The sequence below is a fragment of the Mycolicibacterium hodleri genome (genome assembly GCF_025822245.1).
Lineage (GTDB): Bacteria > Actinomycetota > Actinomycetes > Mycobacteriales > Mycobacteriaceae > Mycobacterium > Mycobacterium hodleri.
Map to the genome: position 1 here is coordinate 31827 of NZ_JACKTL010000026.1, position 16755 is coordinate 48581.

General features: G+C 69.7%; 13 protein-coding genes and 1 riboswitch. Of the genes, 7 read left to right on the forward strand and 6 right to left on the reverse strand.

Translation table 11 applies throughout. The annotated features are described in order from the left end of the window. Nucleotides 1–14: 14 nt before the first annotated feature. Together H7J06_RS08370 and H7J06_RS08375 are read right to left on the reverse strand one after the other, a co-directional pair. A complete protein-coding gene (locus tag H7J06_RS08370; protein ID WP_264038270.1) occupies nt 15–506 on the reverse strand; it encodes a DUF2834 domain-containing protein in 492 nt (163 codons plus the stop codon). Nucleotides 507–563: 57 nt separating this feature from the next. Further along, nucleotides 564–1286: a TetR/AcrR family transcriptional regulator gene (locus H7J06_RS08375; RefSeq protein WP_264038271.1), complete on the reverse strand. Its 723-nt coding sequence runs from the start codon at nt 1284–1286 to the stop codon at nt 564–566. 56 nt (nt 1287–1342) lie between these two features. Between H7J06_RS08375 and H7J06_RS08380 the strand changes: the two genes are divergently transcribed. Together H7J06_RS08380 and H7J06_RS08385 are read left to right on the forward strand one after the other, a co-directional pair. Further along, nucleotides 1343–2812: an FAD-dependent monooxygenase gene (locus H7J06_RS08380; RefSeq protein WP_264038272.1), complete on the forward strand. Its 1470-nt coding sequence runs from the start codon at nt 1343–1345 to the stop codon at nt 2810–2812. Further along, entirely contained in the window at nt 2809–4248 is a 1440-nt protein-coding gene (locus H7J06_RS08385; protein ID WP_264038274.1) for a DHA2 family efflux MFS transporter permease subunit, read from the forward strand. Before H7J06_RS08380 ends, H7J06_RS08385 begins: the two co-directional genes overlap by 4 nt. On the opposite strand, the gene hadC is transcribed toward H7J06_RS08385, so the two are convergent. The 3 genes from hadC to H7J06_RS08400 form a co-directional block, all read right to left on the reverse strand. Further along, entirely contained in the window at nt 4235–4705 is a 471-nt protein-coding gene (hadC, locus tag H7J06_RS08390) for a (3R)-hydroxyacyl-ACP dehydratase subunit HadC (RefSeq protein ID WP_264038275.1), read from the reverse strand. The two genes, H7J06_RS08385 and hadC, sit on opposite strands and share 14 nt — an antisense overlap. 147 nt (nt 4706–4852) lie before the next feature. After that, nucleotides 4853–9385, reverse strand: a complete 4533-nt coding sequence (locus H7J06_RS08395; RefSeq protein WP_264038276.1) for an ATP-dependent helicase — start codon at nt 9383–9385, stop codon at nt 4853–4855. Nucleotides 9386–9455: 70 nt separating this feature from the next. Then, nucleotides 9456–10052, reverse strand: a complete 597-nt coding sequence (locus tag H7J06_RS08400) for a TetR/AcrR family transcriptional regulator (RefSeq protein WP_264038277.1) — start codon at nt 10050–10052, stop codon at nt 9456–9458. A 178-nt stretch (nt 10053–10230) separates the two neighbouring features. After that, nucleotides 10231–10427: riboswitch (cobalamin riboswitch) on the forward strand. Between the two features lie 54 nt (nt 10428–10481). Between H7J06_RS08400 and H7J06_RS08405 the strand changes: the two genes are divergently transcribed. The 3 genes from H7J06_RS08405 to H7J06_RS08415 are packed head-to-tail and all read left to right on the forward strand — an operon-like array spanning nt 10482 to nt 13336. Further along, entirely contained in the window at nt 10482–11501 is a 1020-nt protein-coding gene (locus tag H7J06_RS08405) for an ABC transporter substrate-binding protein (RefSeq protein ID WP_264038278.1), read from the forward strand. 3 nt (nt 11502–11504) lie between these two features. After that, nucleotides 11505–12533 (forward strand): FecCD family ABC transporter permease, encoded by a 1029-nt coding sequence (locus tag H7J06_RS08410; protein ID WP_264038279.1) that lies wholly within the window; start codon nt 11505–11507, stop codon nt 12531–12533. Then, entirely contained in the window at nt 12530–13336 is an 807-nt protein-coding gene (locus H7J06_RS08415) for an ABC transporter ATP-binding protein (protein ID WP_264038280.1), read from the forward strand. Before H7J06_RS08410 ends, H7J06_RS08415 begins: the two co-directional genes overlap by 4 nt. Here the strand turns inward: H7J06_RS08415 and H7J06_RS08420 are convergent. Further along, the gene (locus tag H7J06_RS08420) at nt 13333–14103 is read right to left on the reverse strand and encodes an IclR family transcriptional regulator (protein ID WP_264038282.1); all 771 of its coding nucleotides are present in this window, start codon (nt 14101–14103) and stop codon (nt 13333–13335) included. The two genes, H7J06_RS08415 and H7J06_RS08420, sit on opposite strands and share 4 nt — an antisense overlap. 145 nt (nt 14104–14248) lie before the next feature. Between H7J06_RS08420 and H7J06_RS08425 the strand changes: the two genes are divergently transcribed. Both H7J06_RS08425 and H7J06_RS08430 read left to right on the forward strand, forming a co-directional pair. Beyond that, complete coding sequence (locus H7J06_RS08425) at nt 14249–15739, forward strand: mannitol dehydrogenase family protein (RefSeq protein ID WP_264038284.1); 1491 nt, start codon at nt 14249–14251, stop codon at nt 15737–15739. Continuing rightward, nucleotides 15736–16740 carry an L-idonate 5-dehydrogenase gene (locus H7J06_RS08430; RefSeq protein WP_264038285.1) on the forward strand — a complete coding sequence of 335 codons (1005 nt, stop codon included), beginning with the start codon at nt 15736–15738 and terminating at the stop codon, nt 16738–16740. Before H7J06_RS08425 ends, H7J06_RS08430 begins: the two co-directional genes overlap by 4 nt. The last annotated feature ends 15 nt before the right edge of the window (nt 16741–16755 follow it).

Below are 16755 nucleotides of genomic sequence, written 5' to 3' on the forward strand. Positions count from 1 at the left end.
AGGCAATGCGTCCGTCAGGCGGGAATCGACGTCACCCGCGCGGCGGTCCTCTGATGGCGGTGCTGACGTTCGACCACGGCGAAGTAGAAGGCGTAGGCGAACGCGCAACTGGTGAACAGGCTGGCGACGAAGAACAGCCACGGCCGCCGGATGCCCCGTCGGTGCCCGTCGACGATGGTGAACAGGGGAAGCAGGACGACGTTGACGATCGTGTAGTCCTGGCTGGCCGACGCTGCCGCGGGGTTGACGTAGCCCAGGGCGATGAACTGCTGCCAGCTGCCGGGGCCCCAGAACGGGTTGCCGCCGGCGACGGCGTACTGGTCGACGAACTGGTGGTTGAAGAAGTAGCCAAGCGCGATGGACGCGACGCCGACGACGTAGAACGCGATCTCCAATGCCGAGAACGCGGGCCCGTCCGCGGGACGGGTGAAGACGTGCGGGTTGGCGCGGACGATCCACAGGATGACGAGGACACCGAGGATGGCGTGGACGATCAGCGAGACCATGTCCCGAGTATGGAACCCGGCCGTCGAAGTTTTGTCACTTTTGCCATTCCGGCGGCATCAGTGGTGTTTCAGTCCGTCGATCATCAGGGTGAGCGTGAAGTCGAACCTGTCGTGCCCCTCGCCCGCGGTGAGTTCGGCGGCGTACGTGGACGTGTGGGGAAATCTCGCGGCCGGCAGGGTGGCGAACCGGCGACGCAGCTCGTCGCGGTCGAGCACCCATGCGGTGTCGTCGTCGGCGGCCCGCTGACGCGCGATGGACGCCTCCAGGCAGTACGAGGCCACGTACAGGAAGAGGGCGTCGATGGCCCAGGCGGCGGCTTGGGGCGCGATGCCGCCGGCGAGCAGGATGGCCAGCATCCCCTCGTTGACGCGGACGATCTCGAGGTCGGTGGGCGCCATGGCCAGCGCGGCGCGGGAGATGCCCGGGTACCGCAGGTACTGGTCGCGCATCTGCGTGCACACGCTGCGAATCTGATCCCGCCAGGTCGCGGGGTCGGGATCGGGTAGGTCGAGCTTGGCGCACAACCGGCCCATCAGCAGCTCGTCGAGGTCGGCCTTGTTGACCACGTGGGCGTAGAGCGACGCGGGACCGGTGTCGAGGGCATCCGCCAGTCGGCGCATCGTCAGCGCCTCGAAGCCCTCTGCCGCAACGACTTTCAGGGCGGTGTCGACGACGTGCTCCGGTGTCAGCGGAGTCTTGCGGCGCCGCGGTCGTGCGACGTCGGAGGCCCCGGGACTGGGCGGCTGATGGCGTGCCGCGCGTCTCTCCTTGGGATTCACCCGCTCAGCTTAACTTGACACGAACACCGTTCGCTAATAGAACGGTGTTCGTGAACATGATCTCGAATCGGAAGGCCGGTGTGATCGTCGTCGGAGCCGGTCCCGTCGGTTTGGTCCTCGCCGCGGAGCTGGCGCTCGCCGGAGCCGACGTCCTGGTGCTGGAGCGGCTGACCGAGCCGGACCAGGCGGTGAGGGCACAATCGGTCAACGTTCCGACGGCCGAGGCGCTCGACCGCCGCGGACTGCTGCCCGCCGCCGAGGGGCCTGCCCCGCGGTTCACCGGTCACTTCGCCGGGATGGTCCTCGACCCCGACCTCGTCGACTGGTCCGATCCCGACGTGGTGGCGCACACCGCCGCCGACCGATGCCGCATGATGGCGCAACCCTGGCTGGAGGCGCTCCTCGCCGAACACGTCGCACGCCTCGGCATACCGGTGCGCCGCGGCGTCGAGGTCACCGCGCTGGACGACACCGGTGACGGCGTGCTCGTGGGCACCTCGGCGGGGGCGATGCGCACCGGGTGGCTGGTGGGGTGCGACGGCGGGCACAGCACCGTGCGCCGCCTCGCCGGCATCGAGTTCCCCGGGACCGAACCCGAATTCACCGGATACCAAGCGGTCGTCGACGTCGACGACCCTGCGAAGCTCGCGGACGGTTGGGTGTGGTCGGCCGACGGGGTGTACCGCTACGGGCCGCAGCCGGGCCGGGTGGTCACTCTCGAATTCGGTTCGGCCGGTGCACGATTGGCCCGCGCCGATCGCGCTTCGCCGGTCACCCTCGACGAGGTGCAGGCCAGCCTGCGCCGGACCTCGGGTACCGACGTCACGGTGACGGCCCTGCGCGCCACGCCGACCCGCTGGACCGACAACGCCCGCCAGGTCGCGGACTACCGATCGGGCCGCGTCCTGCTGGCCGGCGACGCCGCGCACGTACACCCTCCGTTCGGCGGCCAGGGCCTCAATCTGGGGATCGGCGACGCGATGAATCTCGGGTGGAAGCTGGGCGCCGTGGTGGCCGGACGGGCGCCCGAGTCGCTGCTCGACACCTACGACGCCGAGCGTCGGCCGGTCGGCGCCTGGGTGCTGGATTGGACGCGCGCGCAGACGGGCCTGATGCGGGGCGACGCCAAGTCGGCCGCTCTCCGCGGGATCGTCGCCGACCTGCTGGGCACCCCGGCGGGCGCGACCTACGCGGTCAAGAAGATCTCGGGGGTCACGCAGCGCGTCGGCCCGGCCGGCGACCACCCGCTGGTCGGGGCGCTGGTGCCCGATCTGTGGCTAGGCGACGGCTCCCGGCTGGTCGACCACGGCCACGGCGGCGGTTTCCTGTTGCTCGACCGCACGCCAGACGGCGCGTTCAGTCGCGTCGCCGCGCCGTGGGCCACGGGCGTCACGGCCGTCCCGGACGCCGGCGGGACGCCCACCGGCGTGCTCGTCCGGCCCGACGGCGTGGTCGCCTGGGCCACCGACACCACCGACGACGGGGGCCTGGTCGGCGCGCTGCGGCGATGGGCGGGAGTTCGATGACCGCCACGACCACACTGCCGCTGCGGCGTGCGGTGCCGGTGCTCGTCGTGGTCTTGATCGCCGACCTGATGGACCTGCTGGACACCACGATCGCCAACCTCGCGGGCCCGTCGATCCGCGCGGACCTCGGTGGCGACGAGACCACGCTGCAGTGGGTGCTCGCCGCATACACCACGACCCTGGCGATCGGGCTGGTGACGTCCGGCCGCCTGGGGGACATCCTCGGCCGACGACGGCTGTTCCTGGCCGGGATGGCCGGCTTCACCGTCGCCTCGCTGGCCTGCGGGTTCGCGCCGGGGGTGGCGTCGCTGATCGCTGCCCGCGCGGTGCAGGGCCTCGCCGGGTCGGTGATGATTCCGCAGGGCTTCGCCCTCGTGAAGGTGGTGTTCCCCCCGGATCGGTTGCGCGCGGCGTTGATTCCCTTCGGGCCGATCATGGGCCTCGGCACCGTCGCCGGGCCGATCCTGGCCGGCTGGTTGCTGCACCTGGACCTGTTCGGCAGCCAGTGGCGGGCCATCTTCCTGGTGAACGTGCCGATCGGCGTCCTCACCGTGATCCTCGGTTGGTTCCTCTTGCCGAAGCATGCCGGTGAGGACCCGGATCTACGCGTCGACCTCGGTGGAGTGGCCCTGCTCACCCTCGCCTCCCTCCTGCTAATCGTGCCCTTGGTCGAGGGTCGCGAATTCGGTTGGCCCACATGGTCGTTCGTCATGTTCGCGGCCGCTCTGTTGGCTACGGCACTGTTCGTGACGTGGGAACGCCGCAGCAGTCATCCGGTGCTGCCGCCGTCGCTCTTCGCCCGGCGCAGCTTCGTGGTCGGACTGGTGATCACCGGTGCCTTCTTCGCCTCCTTCACCGGCTTTCAGCTCGCCGTGAACCTGCTGCTTCAGCTCGGGCTGGGTTGGACGCCGCTGAACACCGGAATCGCCCTCATTCCATGGGCATTGGGCACCGCGATGGCCATCGGCCTCAGCGGCGCCGTCCTCGCCGAGAAGTTCGGCCGCAGCTCGATGCAGGTGGGGCTCGGGGTCGCCGCGGCAGGCCTGATGGGCCTGTGGTGGATCCTCGGCCACGCCGGCGGGCAGTTCAGTGCCTGGTCGGCGGCGCCCGCTCTGCTGATCATCGGGTTCGGGTCGGGCCTGGTGTTCGTCCCGAGTTTCGACTACATCCTCGGCGATGCGACCGTGGAGGAGGCCGGCGCGGGTTCGGGAATGCTCAACGCGGTGCAGCAGTTCGCCAACGCCATCGGCTTTGCGGCCCTCGGCACCCTCTTCTTCGCCCGTGCCGACGCCGGCGGCAGGGATGCGATCTTCTCGGCAGCCGAGCTCGTCATCCTGGTCGCCACGGCGCTGTACGTAGTCACCCTGCTGTTGGTGGGGTTGCTGCCCAAGCACATTGGGGTGTCGGAGCCAGTCGCGGACGCTACATCCCGCTGATCTTCACCGTCTGCTCGGCTTGCTGGCCCATCAGGGTGGTGAACGCCTCGAGCACCACCTCGCCGTCGTCGTTGGTGCAGACGTTCCTGGTCACCACGATGTCGGCGCCGAACCGTTCGTCGACGGAGTGGATCTCCAGCCGGGCACGCAGTCGGTCGCCCGCGTAGATCGGCCGGTGGTAGACGAAGCGCTGGTCGACCTGGACGATGTTCATCGTCTCGATGCCGACGTCCACGGCGCGGAAGAAGTCCTGCTGGACGAGCAGGGCGTACACCGCGGTGAACGTCAGCGGCGCCATCAGCGCGGGGTGGCCGAGCTCGGACGCGTCGTCCTCGTCGTAGTTGGCGCCGTCGGCGGACTTGACGGCCTTCGCATACTCGCGGATCTTCTCCCGGCCCACGACGAAGTAGTCGGGGTAGTGGTGCACCATGCCGCGAATGTCGGTCTTCAGAGCCACGAGACACCTCCGGTGGCGTGCCTGGTGGCGAAGGGACGGCGACGGGGTTCTAGGTCAACTGCCTTCACGACGTTCAATTCAAGCAAATTATCTAGCGCAGCTCATCTTGAGCCCGTGAGCTGCGGTGACGACGCGGCCCCAAGCTCCTCAGCGCAGTCGCAGGCCGCGGGGGGTCCGGGAGAAGCCGCTGGCGGTCAAGGCGTCCTGGACCGCAACGTGCTGCGGGCCCGCCCCGGTCTCCAGGACGGGAACGCCGTTGATGCGTTCGACCAGGAGGGCCCGTAGCCGCCCCGCGCCGACCAGCTCGACCAAGGCCGTCGCGGCGGCGGCATGCGCCTCGGCGTCGGGCGTGAAGGCCAGCAGTGACCGGCCGCCGCGCTCGAGGAACCAGGTCAACTCCCCGTCGACCAGAATCACCAACGCGCCGGCCTTGCGGCCCGGCCGGTGTCCGGTGTCGGCTTCCGTCGGCCACGGCAGTGCGGCGCCGTAGGGGTTCGCCGGGTCGGCGGCCGCGAGCACCACCGCGTGATACTCGCGACGTTGGCGGTCCAGGTCGTCGAGGTACGTGCGCAGCCGGTCGACCGTGGACGCCACCGCGAATTGGGCGCCGCCGAGTGATTCGACGAAGTAGCCGCGCTGGCACCGGCCCACGTCCTCCAGAGCGGTGAGCACCTTGTACAACATGGCGAACCCGCCGGGCGCACCTTCCGATGCGCCCTTGGTGAGCACGCCATAACGGTTGAGCAGGAGCTCCGCGGTGAAGTGCGCCCGGATCGTCGAGTCGGGCTCGGGGTGCGGCAGCGCCGACCAGCGGCCGGCGACGGTCGCGTCGGTGGTGCGGGTCTGAGCGTGGGCGACGCTGTAGCGGCTCAACCGAGGCGGTCGTTGGCGCTGTCGATGGGCGCCACCCCGTTTCCCCGATCCCGCGAGCAGGGCGCGCACGGGGGCGAAGGTGTCACCGGTGATCCGGCCCGCCCAGATCAGTTCCCACAGCGCGGCCTTCGTGTCGGCTTCCGACGCACCGGCGGTGAGTTGTCGGAAGAAGTAGGCACCGCCGTTCCCGAGGGTGTCGAGGACCTCGCGGTGCACGTCGGTGAGGTCGAAGTCGGTGGGGGTCCCGAGGCTCAGCGGAGCGGTTTCGGCGCTGTGGAAGGCGATCCAACCGTCACCGCTGCCGATTTCACCGGCGCCGGACCACGTCACCTCGCCGGCGGCGAGCAGTTCGTCGAGCATCGCTGGCTGATAGTTGCGCACCCGTTGGCCGAACACCAACGGCTCGATCGCCGAGGCGGGGATCGGCACGCCGGACAGCTGCTCGATCACCGACGCCAATCCGTCGACGCCCAGGCTCTTCTCGACGCCGACCTGCTGCCAGGCGGGCAGGAACCTGGCGTATGCGGCGGTGCTGACCGGTTCGACCTGGGCCCGCAGCGCGGCCAGCGAGCGTCGCCGCAGGATTTTGAGAACGTCTGCGTCGCACCATTGTTCGGTGTCCGCCGGTGCGGCGGTGGTGAATTCGCCGCGCACCAAACGCCGGTCGGACGACATCCGGCCCAATACGTCGGCGGTCACCCGCAACCCGAGCCCGAAGCGTTCGGCGGCGTCGGCGGTGGTGAACGGACCGCGGGTGCGGGCGTATCGACCGAGGAGCTCGCCGAGCGGATCGGCGACCGATTCGGTGAAGCTGGCCGGAATGCCGACGGGTACGGCGATGCCCACGCCGTCGCGCAGCAGTCCGATGTCCTCGATTGCGACCCACCACGTCCGGCCGGCGAAGGACACCGTCAGGGCGCGCCGGCTCGCCCGCAGTCCCTCCAACCAGCCGCCGACGTCGTCGACGGTCGACCGCTGCGCCACTTCGACGTCGGTGAGCGGCCCGAGGAGACGCAGCAGGTCGGCCACCCCCTCGGCGTCGCGCACCATCCTGTCCGCGGCGAGGTGCTGCAGCTGCGCGACGGTCGACTCGATCACCTTCTGGTCGAGCAGCTCTCGGAGCTCGACGCGTCCGAGCAGCTCGGCCAGCAGCGTGCTGTCCAGCGACAGGGCCGCCGCCCGCCGCTCCGCCAGCGGACTGTCGCCCTCGTACATGAAGGCCCCGACGTAGCCGAACAGCAGCGACGCCGCGAACGGCGACGGGGTGACGGTCTCGACCTCGAGGATGCGAATGCGCCGCTGCGCAACGCGACCCATCAACTCCCTCAGCGTCGGAACGTCGTACACGTCTTGCAGACACTCGCGGACCGTCTCGAGGACGATGGGGAAGTCCGGGTACTTGCGGGCGATGTCGAGCAGCTGCGCCGCGCGCTGGCGCTGATGCCACAGTGGCGAACGCTTGCCGGGGTGGCGTCGCGGCAACAGGAGCGCGCGGGCGGCGCACTCCCGGAACCGCGACGCGAACAGTGCCGAGCCGCCCACCTCGTCGGTGACGATCGGGTCGATCTCGTCGGCGTCGAAGACGAAGAGTTCGGCACCGGGCGGGGTGTCCTCGGTGTCGGGCAGGCGCACGATGATGCCGTCGTCGGAGGCCGTCGGCTTCTCGTCGATGCCGTAGCGCTCGCGCAGCCGTCTGGCCACCGCCAGCGCGAGCGGCCCGTGTACCCGCAACCCGTAGGGGGAGTGCAGGATCACGCGCCAGTCGCCGAGTTCGTCGCGGAAGCGCTCGACGACGAACGTGGTGTCGGTGGGGACGGTGCCGGTGGCCTCCTTCTGGTCGAAGATCAGCTGCCAGAGGTTGTCGGTGGCAAAGTCGTTGAAACCCATTGCCGCACAGCGTGCGTCGAACTTCTCCCGATTCATGCCCGCCAGTTCGCCGGTGAACGCGCCGATGGCGGCGCCCAGCTCGGCGGGTCTGCCCACTCCGTCGCCACGCCAGAAGGGCAGTCGGGCGGGTTGCCCGGGGGCGGGCAGCACCAGCACCCGGTCATGGGTGATCTCGGTGATGCGCCAGCTGGTGGCGCCGAGTGAGATGACGTCGCCCGGACGCGACTCGTACACCATTTCCTCGTCGAGTTCGCCCACCCGCGAGGGCTTGTCGGTGTCGGCCGAGGACGCCAGGTACACGGTGAACATCCCACGGTCGGGGATGGCACCGCCGGAGGTCACCGCCAGCCGCTGGGCCCCCGGCCGTGCGGTCAGGGTGCCGGCGTCGCGATCGTAGACCAACCGGGGCCGCAACTCCGCGAACTCCGTGGAGGGGTACTTTCCGCTCAACAGGTCCAGCGTCGCCTCGAACGCGCTGCGCGGCAACGTGGCGAAGGGGGCACTGCGCCGCACGGCGTCGAACCAGCGATCGGCGTCCAACGGCTCGAGAGCGGCCGCGGCAACGGTGTGCTGGGCCAGGATGTCGAGTGGGTTGGTCGGCACCCGCATGGTCTCGATCTGCCCGGCGAGCATGCGCTGGACCGTCACGGCGCAGTCGATGAGGTCGGTGCGATGCTTCGGGAACAGCACGCCCTCGGAGATCTCGCCCACCTGGTGGCCCGCGCGGCCGATGCGCTGCAGGCCGCTGGCCACCGAGGGCGGTGACTCCACTTGGATGACGAGGTCGACGGCACCCATGTCGATGCCGAGTTCGAGGCTGGAGGTGGCCACGACGGCCTTGAGTCGGCCGGTCTTCAGATCGTCCTCGACGATCGCCCGCTGTTCCTTGCTGATGGATCCGTGGTGGGCCTTGGCCAAGAGCGTCTCGGCGCCCATCGCCACGCCGCTGCCCATCATCTGGGCGGGAAAGCCGCCCCCGACCTTCGGATTGGGCGTCTCGACCAGCTCGGTTCCCTGCCGCTCGGCGTGAATCTCGTTGAGCCGAGCCGTGAGTCGCTCGGCCAGCCGCCGGGAGTTGGCGAACACGATGGAGGAGCGGTGCGACTCGATCAGGTCGACGATGCGTTCCTCGACGTCGGGCCAGATGCTGTTGTTCTCGAGATTGGCCATGTCGGGCACCGGAACCTGGACCGACAGGTCGAATGTCTTGGCGGCCATGGGCGCCACGATGGTGGTGGGGGACTGGCCGGACAGGAACCGGGCGACCTCCTCGGGTGGCCGGACGGTGGCCGACAGCCCGATGCGCTGGGCAGGCCGGTCCATCAGCTGGTCGAGCCGCTCGAGGGACAGGGCCAGGTGGGCGCCGCGCTTGGTGGCCGCGACGGCGTGGACCTCGTCGACGATCACGGTCTCGACGTCGGTAAGGGTCTCCCGGGCCGCCGAGGTCAGCATCAAGAACAGCGATTCGGGCGTGGTGATGAGGATGTCGGGTGGCCGGGCGATCATCTCGCGGCGGCGATTGGGTGGGGTGTCACCCGAGCGAACGCCGACGCTGATGCTCGGGGCGAGATCTCCCCGACGTTCTGCGACGCGGCCGATGCCGGTCAGCGGCGTGCTGAGGTTGCGTTCCACGTCGACGGCGAGTGCCTTGAGCGGGGAGACGTAGAGCACCCGGGTGCCCGTCTTGGTTGCCCCCTCCCTGGGGACCGACGCCAGTCGATCGATGGCCCAGAGGAACGCCGCGAGTGTCTTGCCCGACCCCGTCGGGGCGATGACCAGGGTGTTGTCGCCGTTGGCGATGGCCTCCCATGCCTCGGTCTGGGCGGCGGTCGGTGCCGCGAAGGTACCGGTGAACCACTCCCGCGTCAGGTCGCCGAAGCGGGCCAGCGGTGCTGCCGGTGCTGCGGACTTGCGGGCCATCTAGCCATAGTGCCCGCACCCACCGACACGACACCGTCCCCCGAGCCATTTCGGGCGCGGTGGTTCTCCGTCAGCGCCGGGGGACGCCCTCGAGGATGAGGTCCACCGCGGTCTCGACTCGTTCCGCGGCTCGCTGGAAGGTCATCGTGCCCGCCGCCGCCTGAATCAGGGCTCCGGAGAACACCAACTCGAGCGTGGCGATGACTTCGGGCCACGACCCGGGGCCGACGGCGGAGGCGATGAGGCGATGGATCTCCAGCCCGATCTGCTCGCGGGCCCGGTCGGCGGTCGGCCCGCTGTCGAGAAAGACCGCGGCACAGGCCGACGCTATCGCGGGTTCCTCGGAGACGACCAGCATCATGTGGCTGAGTTGCTCCGCGACCCGGGTGAGCGAGCCGTGAGTGGCGGCGGTGCTCAGCGCGACCCCACGGATCCGACGAAGGCACGTCTCCACGACCAGTTCGTCGGTGCAGGAGAACAGCTGTTCCGCGGTGGCGGGGGGCACGCCGGCCCGCGCGGCCACCTCGCTGACCGCGAGGGCGTCCAGCGAGGACTCGCGCAGCATGTCGACCGTCGCTTCGATCAACTTCGTCGACGCCTCGGCGTTGAACCGTTGGCGGCGCCGGACCTCCAGCTCGGTCACGCCCGACGAATCATTGCTGGACATGTGTCCAAGGTATCCGTGCCCGGCTGCCCTGGGCAAGCTGGTGCAAAAGCCCAGCCGATGCGGACATTTCGCCGATCGGCCACCACGGCCCGTTCTTCTACCCGTCCCCCGTGGTTCCTGGCGCAGGACCGAACCAGACATATGTCCAGGACGTGGGTGCCGGCTGATCCTGCGCTGTGGCTAAGCTGTGGACGCCAGTCACCTCCGCACGGAGTAGGGAACCCGGTGCGACTCCGGGACTGACGCGCAGCGGTATGGGGATGACGAGGCGGGCCTCTCGGATCGTCGAGAGCCACTGGAAGCGACGCTTCTGGGAAGGTGGCCCGCCGAGGACGACCCCCGAGTCCGAAGACCTGCTGGCGCCTGCGGTCCTCCCCGCAGGCTACTCATCGGGTCTCGCTGACTGGACCCCTGACGCAAAGGCTCGTCATGCGTTCACTCCGTCGTGCGTCGATCACGACGTCCCTTCTCGCGGTGGCACTGGCCGGGTGTGGTCCCGCCGCCGAACGACTCTCGGCCGCACCGCAGTCCGGCTATCCCGTCACCGTCGACGACTGCGGGCGCACGGTCACCCTGGAGCGCCCGCCGGAACGGATCGTGTCCCTCAACCAGGGCAGCACCGAGATGCTGCTGTCGCTGGGCGTGGCCGACCGGGTGGTCGGCACCGCCGGCTGGACCGATCCGATCCGACCGGCACTCGAGGCCGACAACGCCGGCGTCCCGCGACTGGCAGATCAGGCGCCGTCCTACGAAGCGGTGTTGAACGCCCAGCCCGACCTGGTGACGGCCTCGTTTCCGGACACGCTCGGCCCCGGCGGTGTCACGACGCCCCACGAGCTGAACCGACTGGGCGTGCCGTCCTACGTATCGGCCGTCGAGTGCACGAAGGAGGCGGGCAGCTCCGACGGAGCGCGGTCCGAGACGCTGGAGCTCGACGCCGTCTTTCAGGAGATCCGAGACCTGGCGACCCTGGTCGACCGTCGAGACGAGGGTGACGCCATCATCGCCGACATGCAGGACCGCGTCGCTCGCCTGTCGACGGCCAAGGCCACCGACGGCACGACCGCGATGTACTGGTTCGCCAACGCCGAGTCGCCCTATCTGGCCGGTTGTTGCGGAGGGCCGGGCATCATCTCGCGCACCCTCGGACTGACGAACGCGTTCGACGACGCCCGGGAGGATTGGCCCCAAATCGGCTGGGAGACCGTGGCGCAGCGCAACCCCGACGTGCTGATCCTGGGCGACCTCACCCGCAAGAGTCAGACCGCCGAGAACGCCGCCGCCAAGATCGCGTTTCTCGAGTCGAACCCCGTCACCCGGGAGATGACGGCGGTCAAGAACAAGCGCTTCGTCACGCTGGCGGGAGCCGAGCTCAACCCGTCCATCCGCATCGTGGACGCCATGGAGGCCGTGGCGGACGGCCTGCGCCGACACGGCTTGACCCGCTGACCGATGGTCACGTTGCGACGACGCACCCCGCTGGCCGTCGTGTGGCCGGTCGGGGCGATCATGCTGGTCGTCTCGATCGCTGCGGCGACCACCGTCGGGCCGTCCGACCTGGGGCCGTCCGACGCCTTCGCGGTGGTGCTAGAGCGGCTCGGCGGTCCGAGATCGCAGTTGACGATGCTGCACCAGAGCATCATCTGGGATCTGCGACTACCGCGCGCCGTGCTGGCGGCGGCGTGTGGTGCGGGGCTGGCGCTGTGCGGTGTGATTCTGCAGTCGTTGCTCCGGAATCCACTGGCCGATCCGTTCATCCTCGGCGTGGCCTCGGGTGCGTCGACCGGCGCGGTGTCGATCGTCGTGCTCGGCATCGGTTCGGGGACAATCGGTTTGGCAGCCGGCGCCTTCGTGGGGGCAGTCGTGGCGTTTGGCCTCGTTCTGGTGCTCGCGGTGGCGGCGGGCAGCGGCATGGACCGGATGATCCTGGCGGGAATCGCCGCCACCCAACTCTTTTCGGCGCTCACGTCGTTCATCGTGTTCACCTCCGCAGACGCCGAGCAGACGCGGGGTGTGCTGTTCTGGCTGCTTGGTTCGCTCAGTAGCGCCTCGTGGAACGACGTGGCACTGTGCGGCGTGGTGGTGGCCCTCGGGGCGGCGGTCTGCTGGGCGTTCGCCTCGACGCTGGACGCCTTCCTCTTCGGGCAGGACGCCGCCGCGGCACTGGGGGTGTCGGTGGTCCGGGCCCGGATGGTCTTGCTTGTGGTGACGGCCCTGGTGACCGCCGTCATCGTGTCCACCTCGGGCGCAATCGGTTTCGTCGGTCTCGTCCTTCCGCATGCGGCACGCGCTCTGGTGGGCACCCGGCATCGGGTGTTGGTGCCGACCGCGACGATCCTCGGCGCGATCTTCCTGGTCTGGGTGGACACGGCGGCTCGCCTCGTCATCGCGCCGCAGGAGCTGCCGGTGGGGGTCGCCACCGCGATCGTCGGCGTGCCCGCGTTCGTCGTCATCCTGCTTCGGCGCAGGAGGGTCGCGTGAGTCTGACTGCCGATCGCGTGTCCTGGCGGATCCGCGACGAGCTGATCGTCGACGGCGTCGACGTCTCCGTCGCGACCGGCAGCACGGTCGGGCTGCTCGGCCCGAACGGCTCCGGCAAGTCGTCACTGCTGCGGTTGCTGGCGGGATTGCGCCCCACCTCGTCGGGAGTCGTCCGGCTCGACGACCTCGGCGTGGCGGACCTGAGCCGCCGCCGACTCGCCCGTCGGCTCGCGGTGGTGGACCAGGACGTCACCACCGACCAGGACCCGACGGTCCGTGACGTGGTGGACCTCGGTCGTCTTCCGCACCGTCCGGCATGGGCTCCGATGTCGGCCCGGGATCGCCACGTCGTCGAATCAGCCGCTGCCACAACGGGAGTTGCCAACCTGCTCGAGCGACGGTACTCGACTCTGTCCGGAGGCGAACGTCAACGCGTGCAGATCGCCAGGGCGCTGGCGCAGGAGCCGTCGGAGCTGTTGCTGGACGAACCGACGAATCACCTCGACATCCGGCACCAGCTCGAGCTGCTCGAACTGGTGGCCGCGGCGGACACCACCACCGTGATGGCGCTGCACGACCTCAACTTGGCGGCGACCTACTGCCACGAGTTGGTGGTGCTCCGCCGCGGCCGCGTGCACGTGGCGGGACCGCCGGCCGCCGTCCTGACACCCGAGGTAATCGCCGAGGTGTACGAGGTGGAGGCGACGGTGGTCCTGGAGGACGGCCGGCCGAACATCAGGTTCGGCAGGCCGATTACACAGACCGGCCGCGTCGGCCCGCCTCGACCAGGGGTGCGCGCCTAGCCGACGACGACGGGTGCGACCGAGAACCCCGGCGGCGCCGACGCACCGAGCACTTCCCGCAGCCGGTGGCCGAGTCGGTCGAGTCGGTCGCCGTCCATGCGGCTGCTCGGTCCGGTGACGCTCACCGCCACGGGGCGTCCCGTGGGTCGGCGCAGGGCCACGCCCACACAGCAGATTCCGGTTTCGTTCTCTTCGCGCTCCATGGCGAACCCGCGCATCCGGGCCTCGCCGACGGCCCGGCGGAATCTGTCGACCACGACCGGCTCTGCGTCGGCGGTGTACGCCGACAGCTGCGCGTCGGAGGCGCCCTCGCCGGCCACCATCGCACGCCCCAGCGCGGTGGTGAGCACGCTCACCTGGCGGCCGACCCGGGACCACACCCGCAATGCCCGGTCGGGTTCGACCTTGTCCAGATAGAGCACGTCTCGCCCCTCGAGGATGCCCAGGTGCACCAGTTCCTGGACCTCTTGGCAGATCGCGAGCAGGGTGGGGCGGAACAGCGTGGGCAGGTTCTCCTCACGCTGGAACCGCTCGACCAAAAGCGCTGGACGAGAACCCAATCGGTAGCGTTGGTTGTCGGCCTGTTCGGCGAAGCCACGGTGCTGCAATGCTTGCAGTGTTCGGTGGGCCGAGGCCTTGTTCAGCCCGCTCGCCTCGACGACGTCGCGCAGCGCCATGCCCTCGGGTCCGGCCTCGGCCAGCAATTCGACCAGTGCGAGGGCCTTGTCCACGCTGCCGACGGGGGAGGGCGAGTCGCCATTGGTCATCTCGTTCCCCTCCTCTTGCGGCGTCATCGAGAGCTTGGCACATCGCGATGGTGACGCTTGACACACATGTGAGCCGCGTGTCACTGTGGTTCGCATAACGATACACCCGGTTCACAATGCGGAACGTTTAACGCGGAAGGACACGATGCTCAGACTGTCTCGTCAGACCACCCCGACGGGCGCCGTGCTCGGCGCATCGGCCGGCGACGCCTCGGGCATGGTCCACCTGGGTCTGGGCAATTTCCACCGGGCCCACGCCGCGGTCTACACCGCGCAGGCCCTGGCAGCCGAGCCCGGCCAGTGGGGGATTCACGGCTTCGCCAATCGGTCCCGCGACGTCGTGACGGCGATGCGCGACCAGGACGGCCGCTACAGCGTCCTGGAGTTGTCCGAGACGGGTCGCCGGGCCGCCGTCGTCGACGTCCACCGCGGCCTCGGGGTGCTCGCCGACGAACCCGAGGCGTTCGTCGCCGCCGTGGCCGCCCCGGCCAATCGCATCCTCACCCTCACCGTCAGCGAGGTCGGATACTGCCGCTCGCCACGCCACGGCCGTCTCGACGTCGACCGCGACGACGTCCGCGCCGATCTCGCCGACCCCGCCCACCCCCGCAGCACGATCGGACTCGTCGCCCGCGGCGTGGCCGTCCGCGCCGAGGGAGGCGCCCCGATGACCGTGTTGTCCTGTGACAACCTGCAATCCAACGGACACGTCACCCGTGCCGTCCTCACCGAGTTCCTGCACGCGAGCTCCGCCTCCGACGACGTGCTGACCTTCGTCCGCGACCACGTCACGTTCCCGAACTCGATGGTCGACCGAATCGTGCCCTCGACCACCAGTGGAACCGTCGCCGACGTCGGCGAATTGCTCGGCGTCGACGACCGCTGCCCGGTGCCCGCCGAAGACTTCACCATGTGGGTCCTGGAAGACGAGTTCGCCGCTGGTCGGCCCGCCTGGGAGCGCGCCGGAGCGATCCTGAGCGACGAGGTCGAAGCCTACGAATTGGTGAAGCTGCGCCTGCTCAACGGCTCTCACTCCCTGATCGCGTATCTCGGGATCCTCGACGGCCGCGGCACCATCGCCGACGCGTGGGCGCAGCCGTTCGTTCGTGACGCGGTGCGGGCCTGCATCTCGCGCGAGTACCTGCCGACCATCTCGCTGCCCAGGGGTTTCGACGTCGACGCCTACGTCGACTCGCTGTCGCATCGCTGGGCCAACACCGCACTCGGTCACCGGACCTCACAGGTCGGCACCGACGGTTCGGTCAAGCTGCTGCAGCGCGTGCCAGAGCCGGCGTTGATTGCGTTGCGCAACGGGAGGACTCCGCATCTGCTGGCGTTGACCGTGGCCAGCTGGATCGTCTCCGTCGCCCCGCCTCCCGGCGTCGACGCCGGCCCCTACGCCGACGAGATCCGGGAACCCGCTCGAGACGGGTTGGCCGAGGCGACCCGCGGGACGTCCGGCCCCCGCGACCACGCAATGGCCGTGCTCCGTGGCGGATTCCTGCCCGACGACCTCGTCGCCCACGACGCGTTCGTCGACCGGGTGGCCGATCTGGTCGAGGTCATCGCCCACAGTGGCATCCGCGCGGCGGCCCGGGAGGCCGTCGAGGCGGCCGACGACAGGAGGATGTCATGAAAGCTCTTGCCATTCACGGCAAGGAGGACATCCGTTGGGAGGACCGGACCGAACCGGAGCCCTCCGATGGTGAAGTACGACTGCGTGTCGGGTACGTCGGGATCTGCGGATCGGATCTGCACTACTACTTCCACGGAGCCAACGGCGAGAACGTCGTCCGGGAGCCGTTCACCCCAGGCCACGAGTTGTCGGCGGTCGTGGACTTCGACCCGTCCGGCCGCTACCCGGCGGGCTCACCGGTGGCGGTGCACCCCGCGCGTTACGGGGCGCCGGTGGCCGGCTTGCACGAGCGTCCCCACCTGCGGCCGGGAGGCGACTACCTCGGCAGCGCAGCCACGTTCCCGCACCGCCAGGGCGGTGCGGCCGAACTGCTGATCGTCGAAGACCACATGATCCGTGCGCTACCCGAGGGACTGCCGCTCCTGCGGGCCGCGTTGGCCGAGCCGCTCGCCGTCGCGCTGCATGCGGTCAACCTGGCCCCCGAGCTGTCCGGCCGCCGGGTTCTGGTAATCGGCGCCGGCCCCATCGGCCTCCTGGTCGTCGCGGCCGCGGCCGAACGCGGTGCCACCGACATCGGTGTCACCGATCTGCGTCCCGAGCCGCTGGATCGCGCAGTCGCCCTGGGCGCCAACCACACCGCACTCGTCGGCCGCGATCGCGTCGACGACGAGTCCTACGACGTCGTCTTCGAATGCTCCGGGGTCGGCGTCTCGGTCACCCAGGCCGTGCGGGCCGTCCGGCGGGCCGGCACCGTCGTGCAGGTCGGCATGCTGCCGAATGCCGAGATCGGCGTGAACCTCGCACCGATGCTGGCCAAGGAGGTCAGCCTGATCGGTGCCTTCCGCTTCTCCACCGAAATCGACGACGCCATTGCGCTTCTCGCCGTCTCCGACCGCTTCGACGCCGTCATCTCACACGTGATCCCGGCGGCTGACGCCGTGAACGCCTTCGCCGTGGCTCGAGACGCCTCGGCGTCGGCCAAGGTCATGCTCGAGCTCTGAAATCCCGTCCACTGC

Excerpts from the sequence above, each read along its gene's own strand:
- H7J06_RS08370 (WP_264038270.1), bottom strand. The coding sequence starts at position 506 with ATGGTCTCGCTGATCGTCCACGCCATCCTCGGTGTCCTCGTCATCCTG.
- H7J06_RS08380 (WP_264038272.1), top strand. The coding sequence starts at position 1,343 with ATGATCTCGAATCGGAAGGCCGGTGTGATCGTCGTCGGAGCCGGTCCC.
- H7J06_RS08385 (WP_264038274.1), top strand. The coding sequence starts at position 2,809 with ATGACCGCCACGACCACACTGCCGCTGCGGCGTGCGGTGCCGGTGCTC.
- H7J06_RS08395 (WP_264038276.1), bottom strand. The coding sequence starts at position 9,385 with ATGGCCCGCAAGTCCGCAGCACCGGCAGCACCGCTGGCCCGCTTCGGC.
- H7J06_RS08400 (WP_264038277.1), bottom strand. The coding sequence starts at position 10,052 with ATGTCCAGCAATGATTCGTCGGGCGTGACCGAGCTGGAGGTCCGGCGC.
- H7J06_RS08405 (WP_264038278.1), top strand. The coding sequence starts at position 10,482 with ATGCGTTCACTCCGTCGTGCGTCGATCACGACGTCCCTTCTCGCGGTG.
- H7J06_RS08410 (WP_264038279.1), top strand. The coding sequence starts at position 11,505 with ATGGTCACGTTGCGACGACGCACCCCGCTGGCCGTCGTGTGGCCGGTC.
- H7J06_RS08420 (WP_264038282.1), bottom strand. The coding sequence starts at position 14,103 with ATGACCAATGGCGACTCGCCCTCCCCCGTCGGCAGCGTGGACAAGGCC.
- H7J06_RS08425 (WP_264038284.1), top strand. The coding sequence starts at position 14,249 with ATGCTCAGACTGTCTCGTCAGACCACCCCGACGGGCGCCGTGCTCGGC.
- H7J06_RS08430 (WP_264038285.1), top strand. The coding sequence starts at position 15,736 with ATGAAAGCTCTTGCCATTCACGGCAAGGAGGACATCCGTTGGGAGGAC.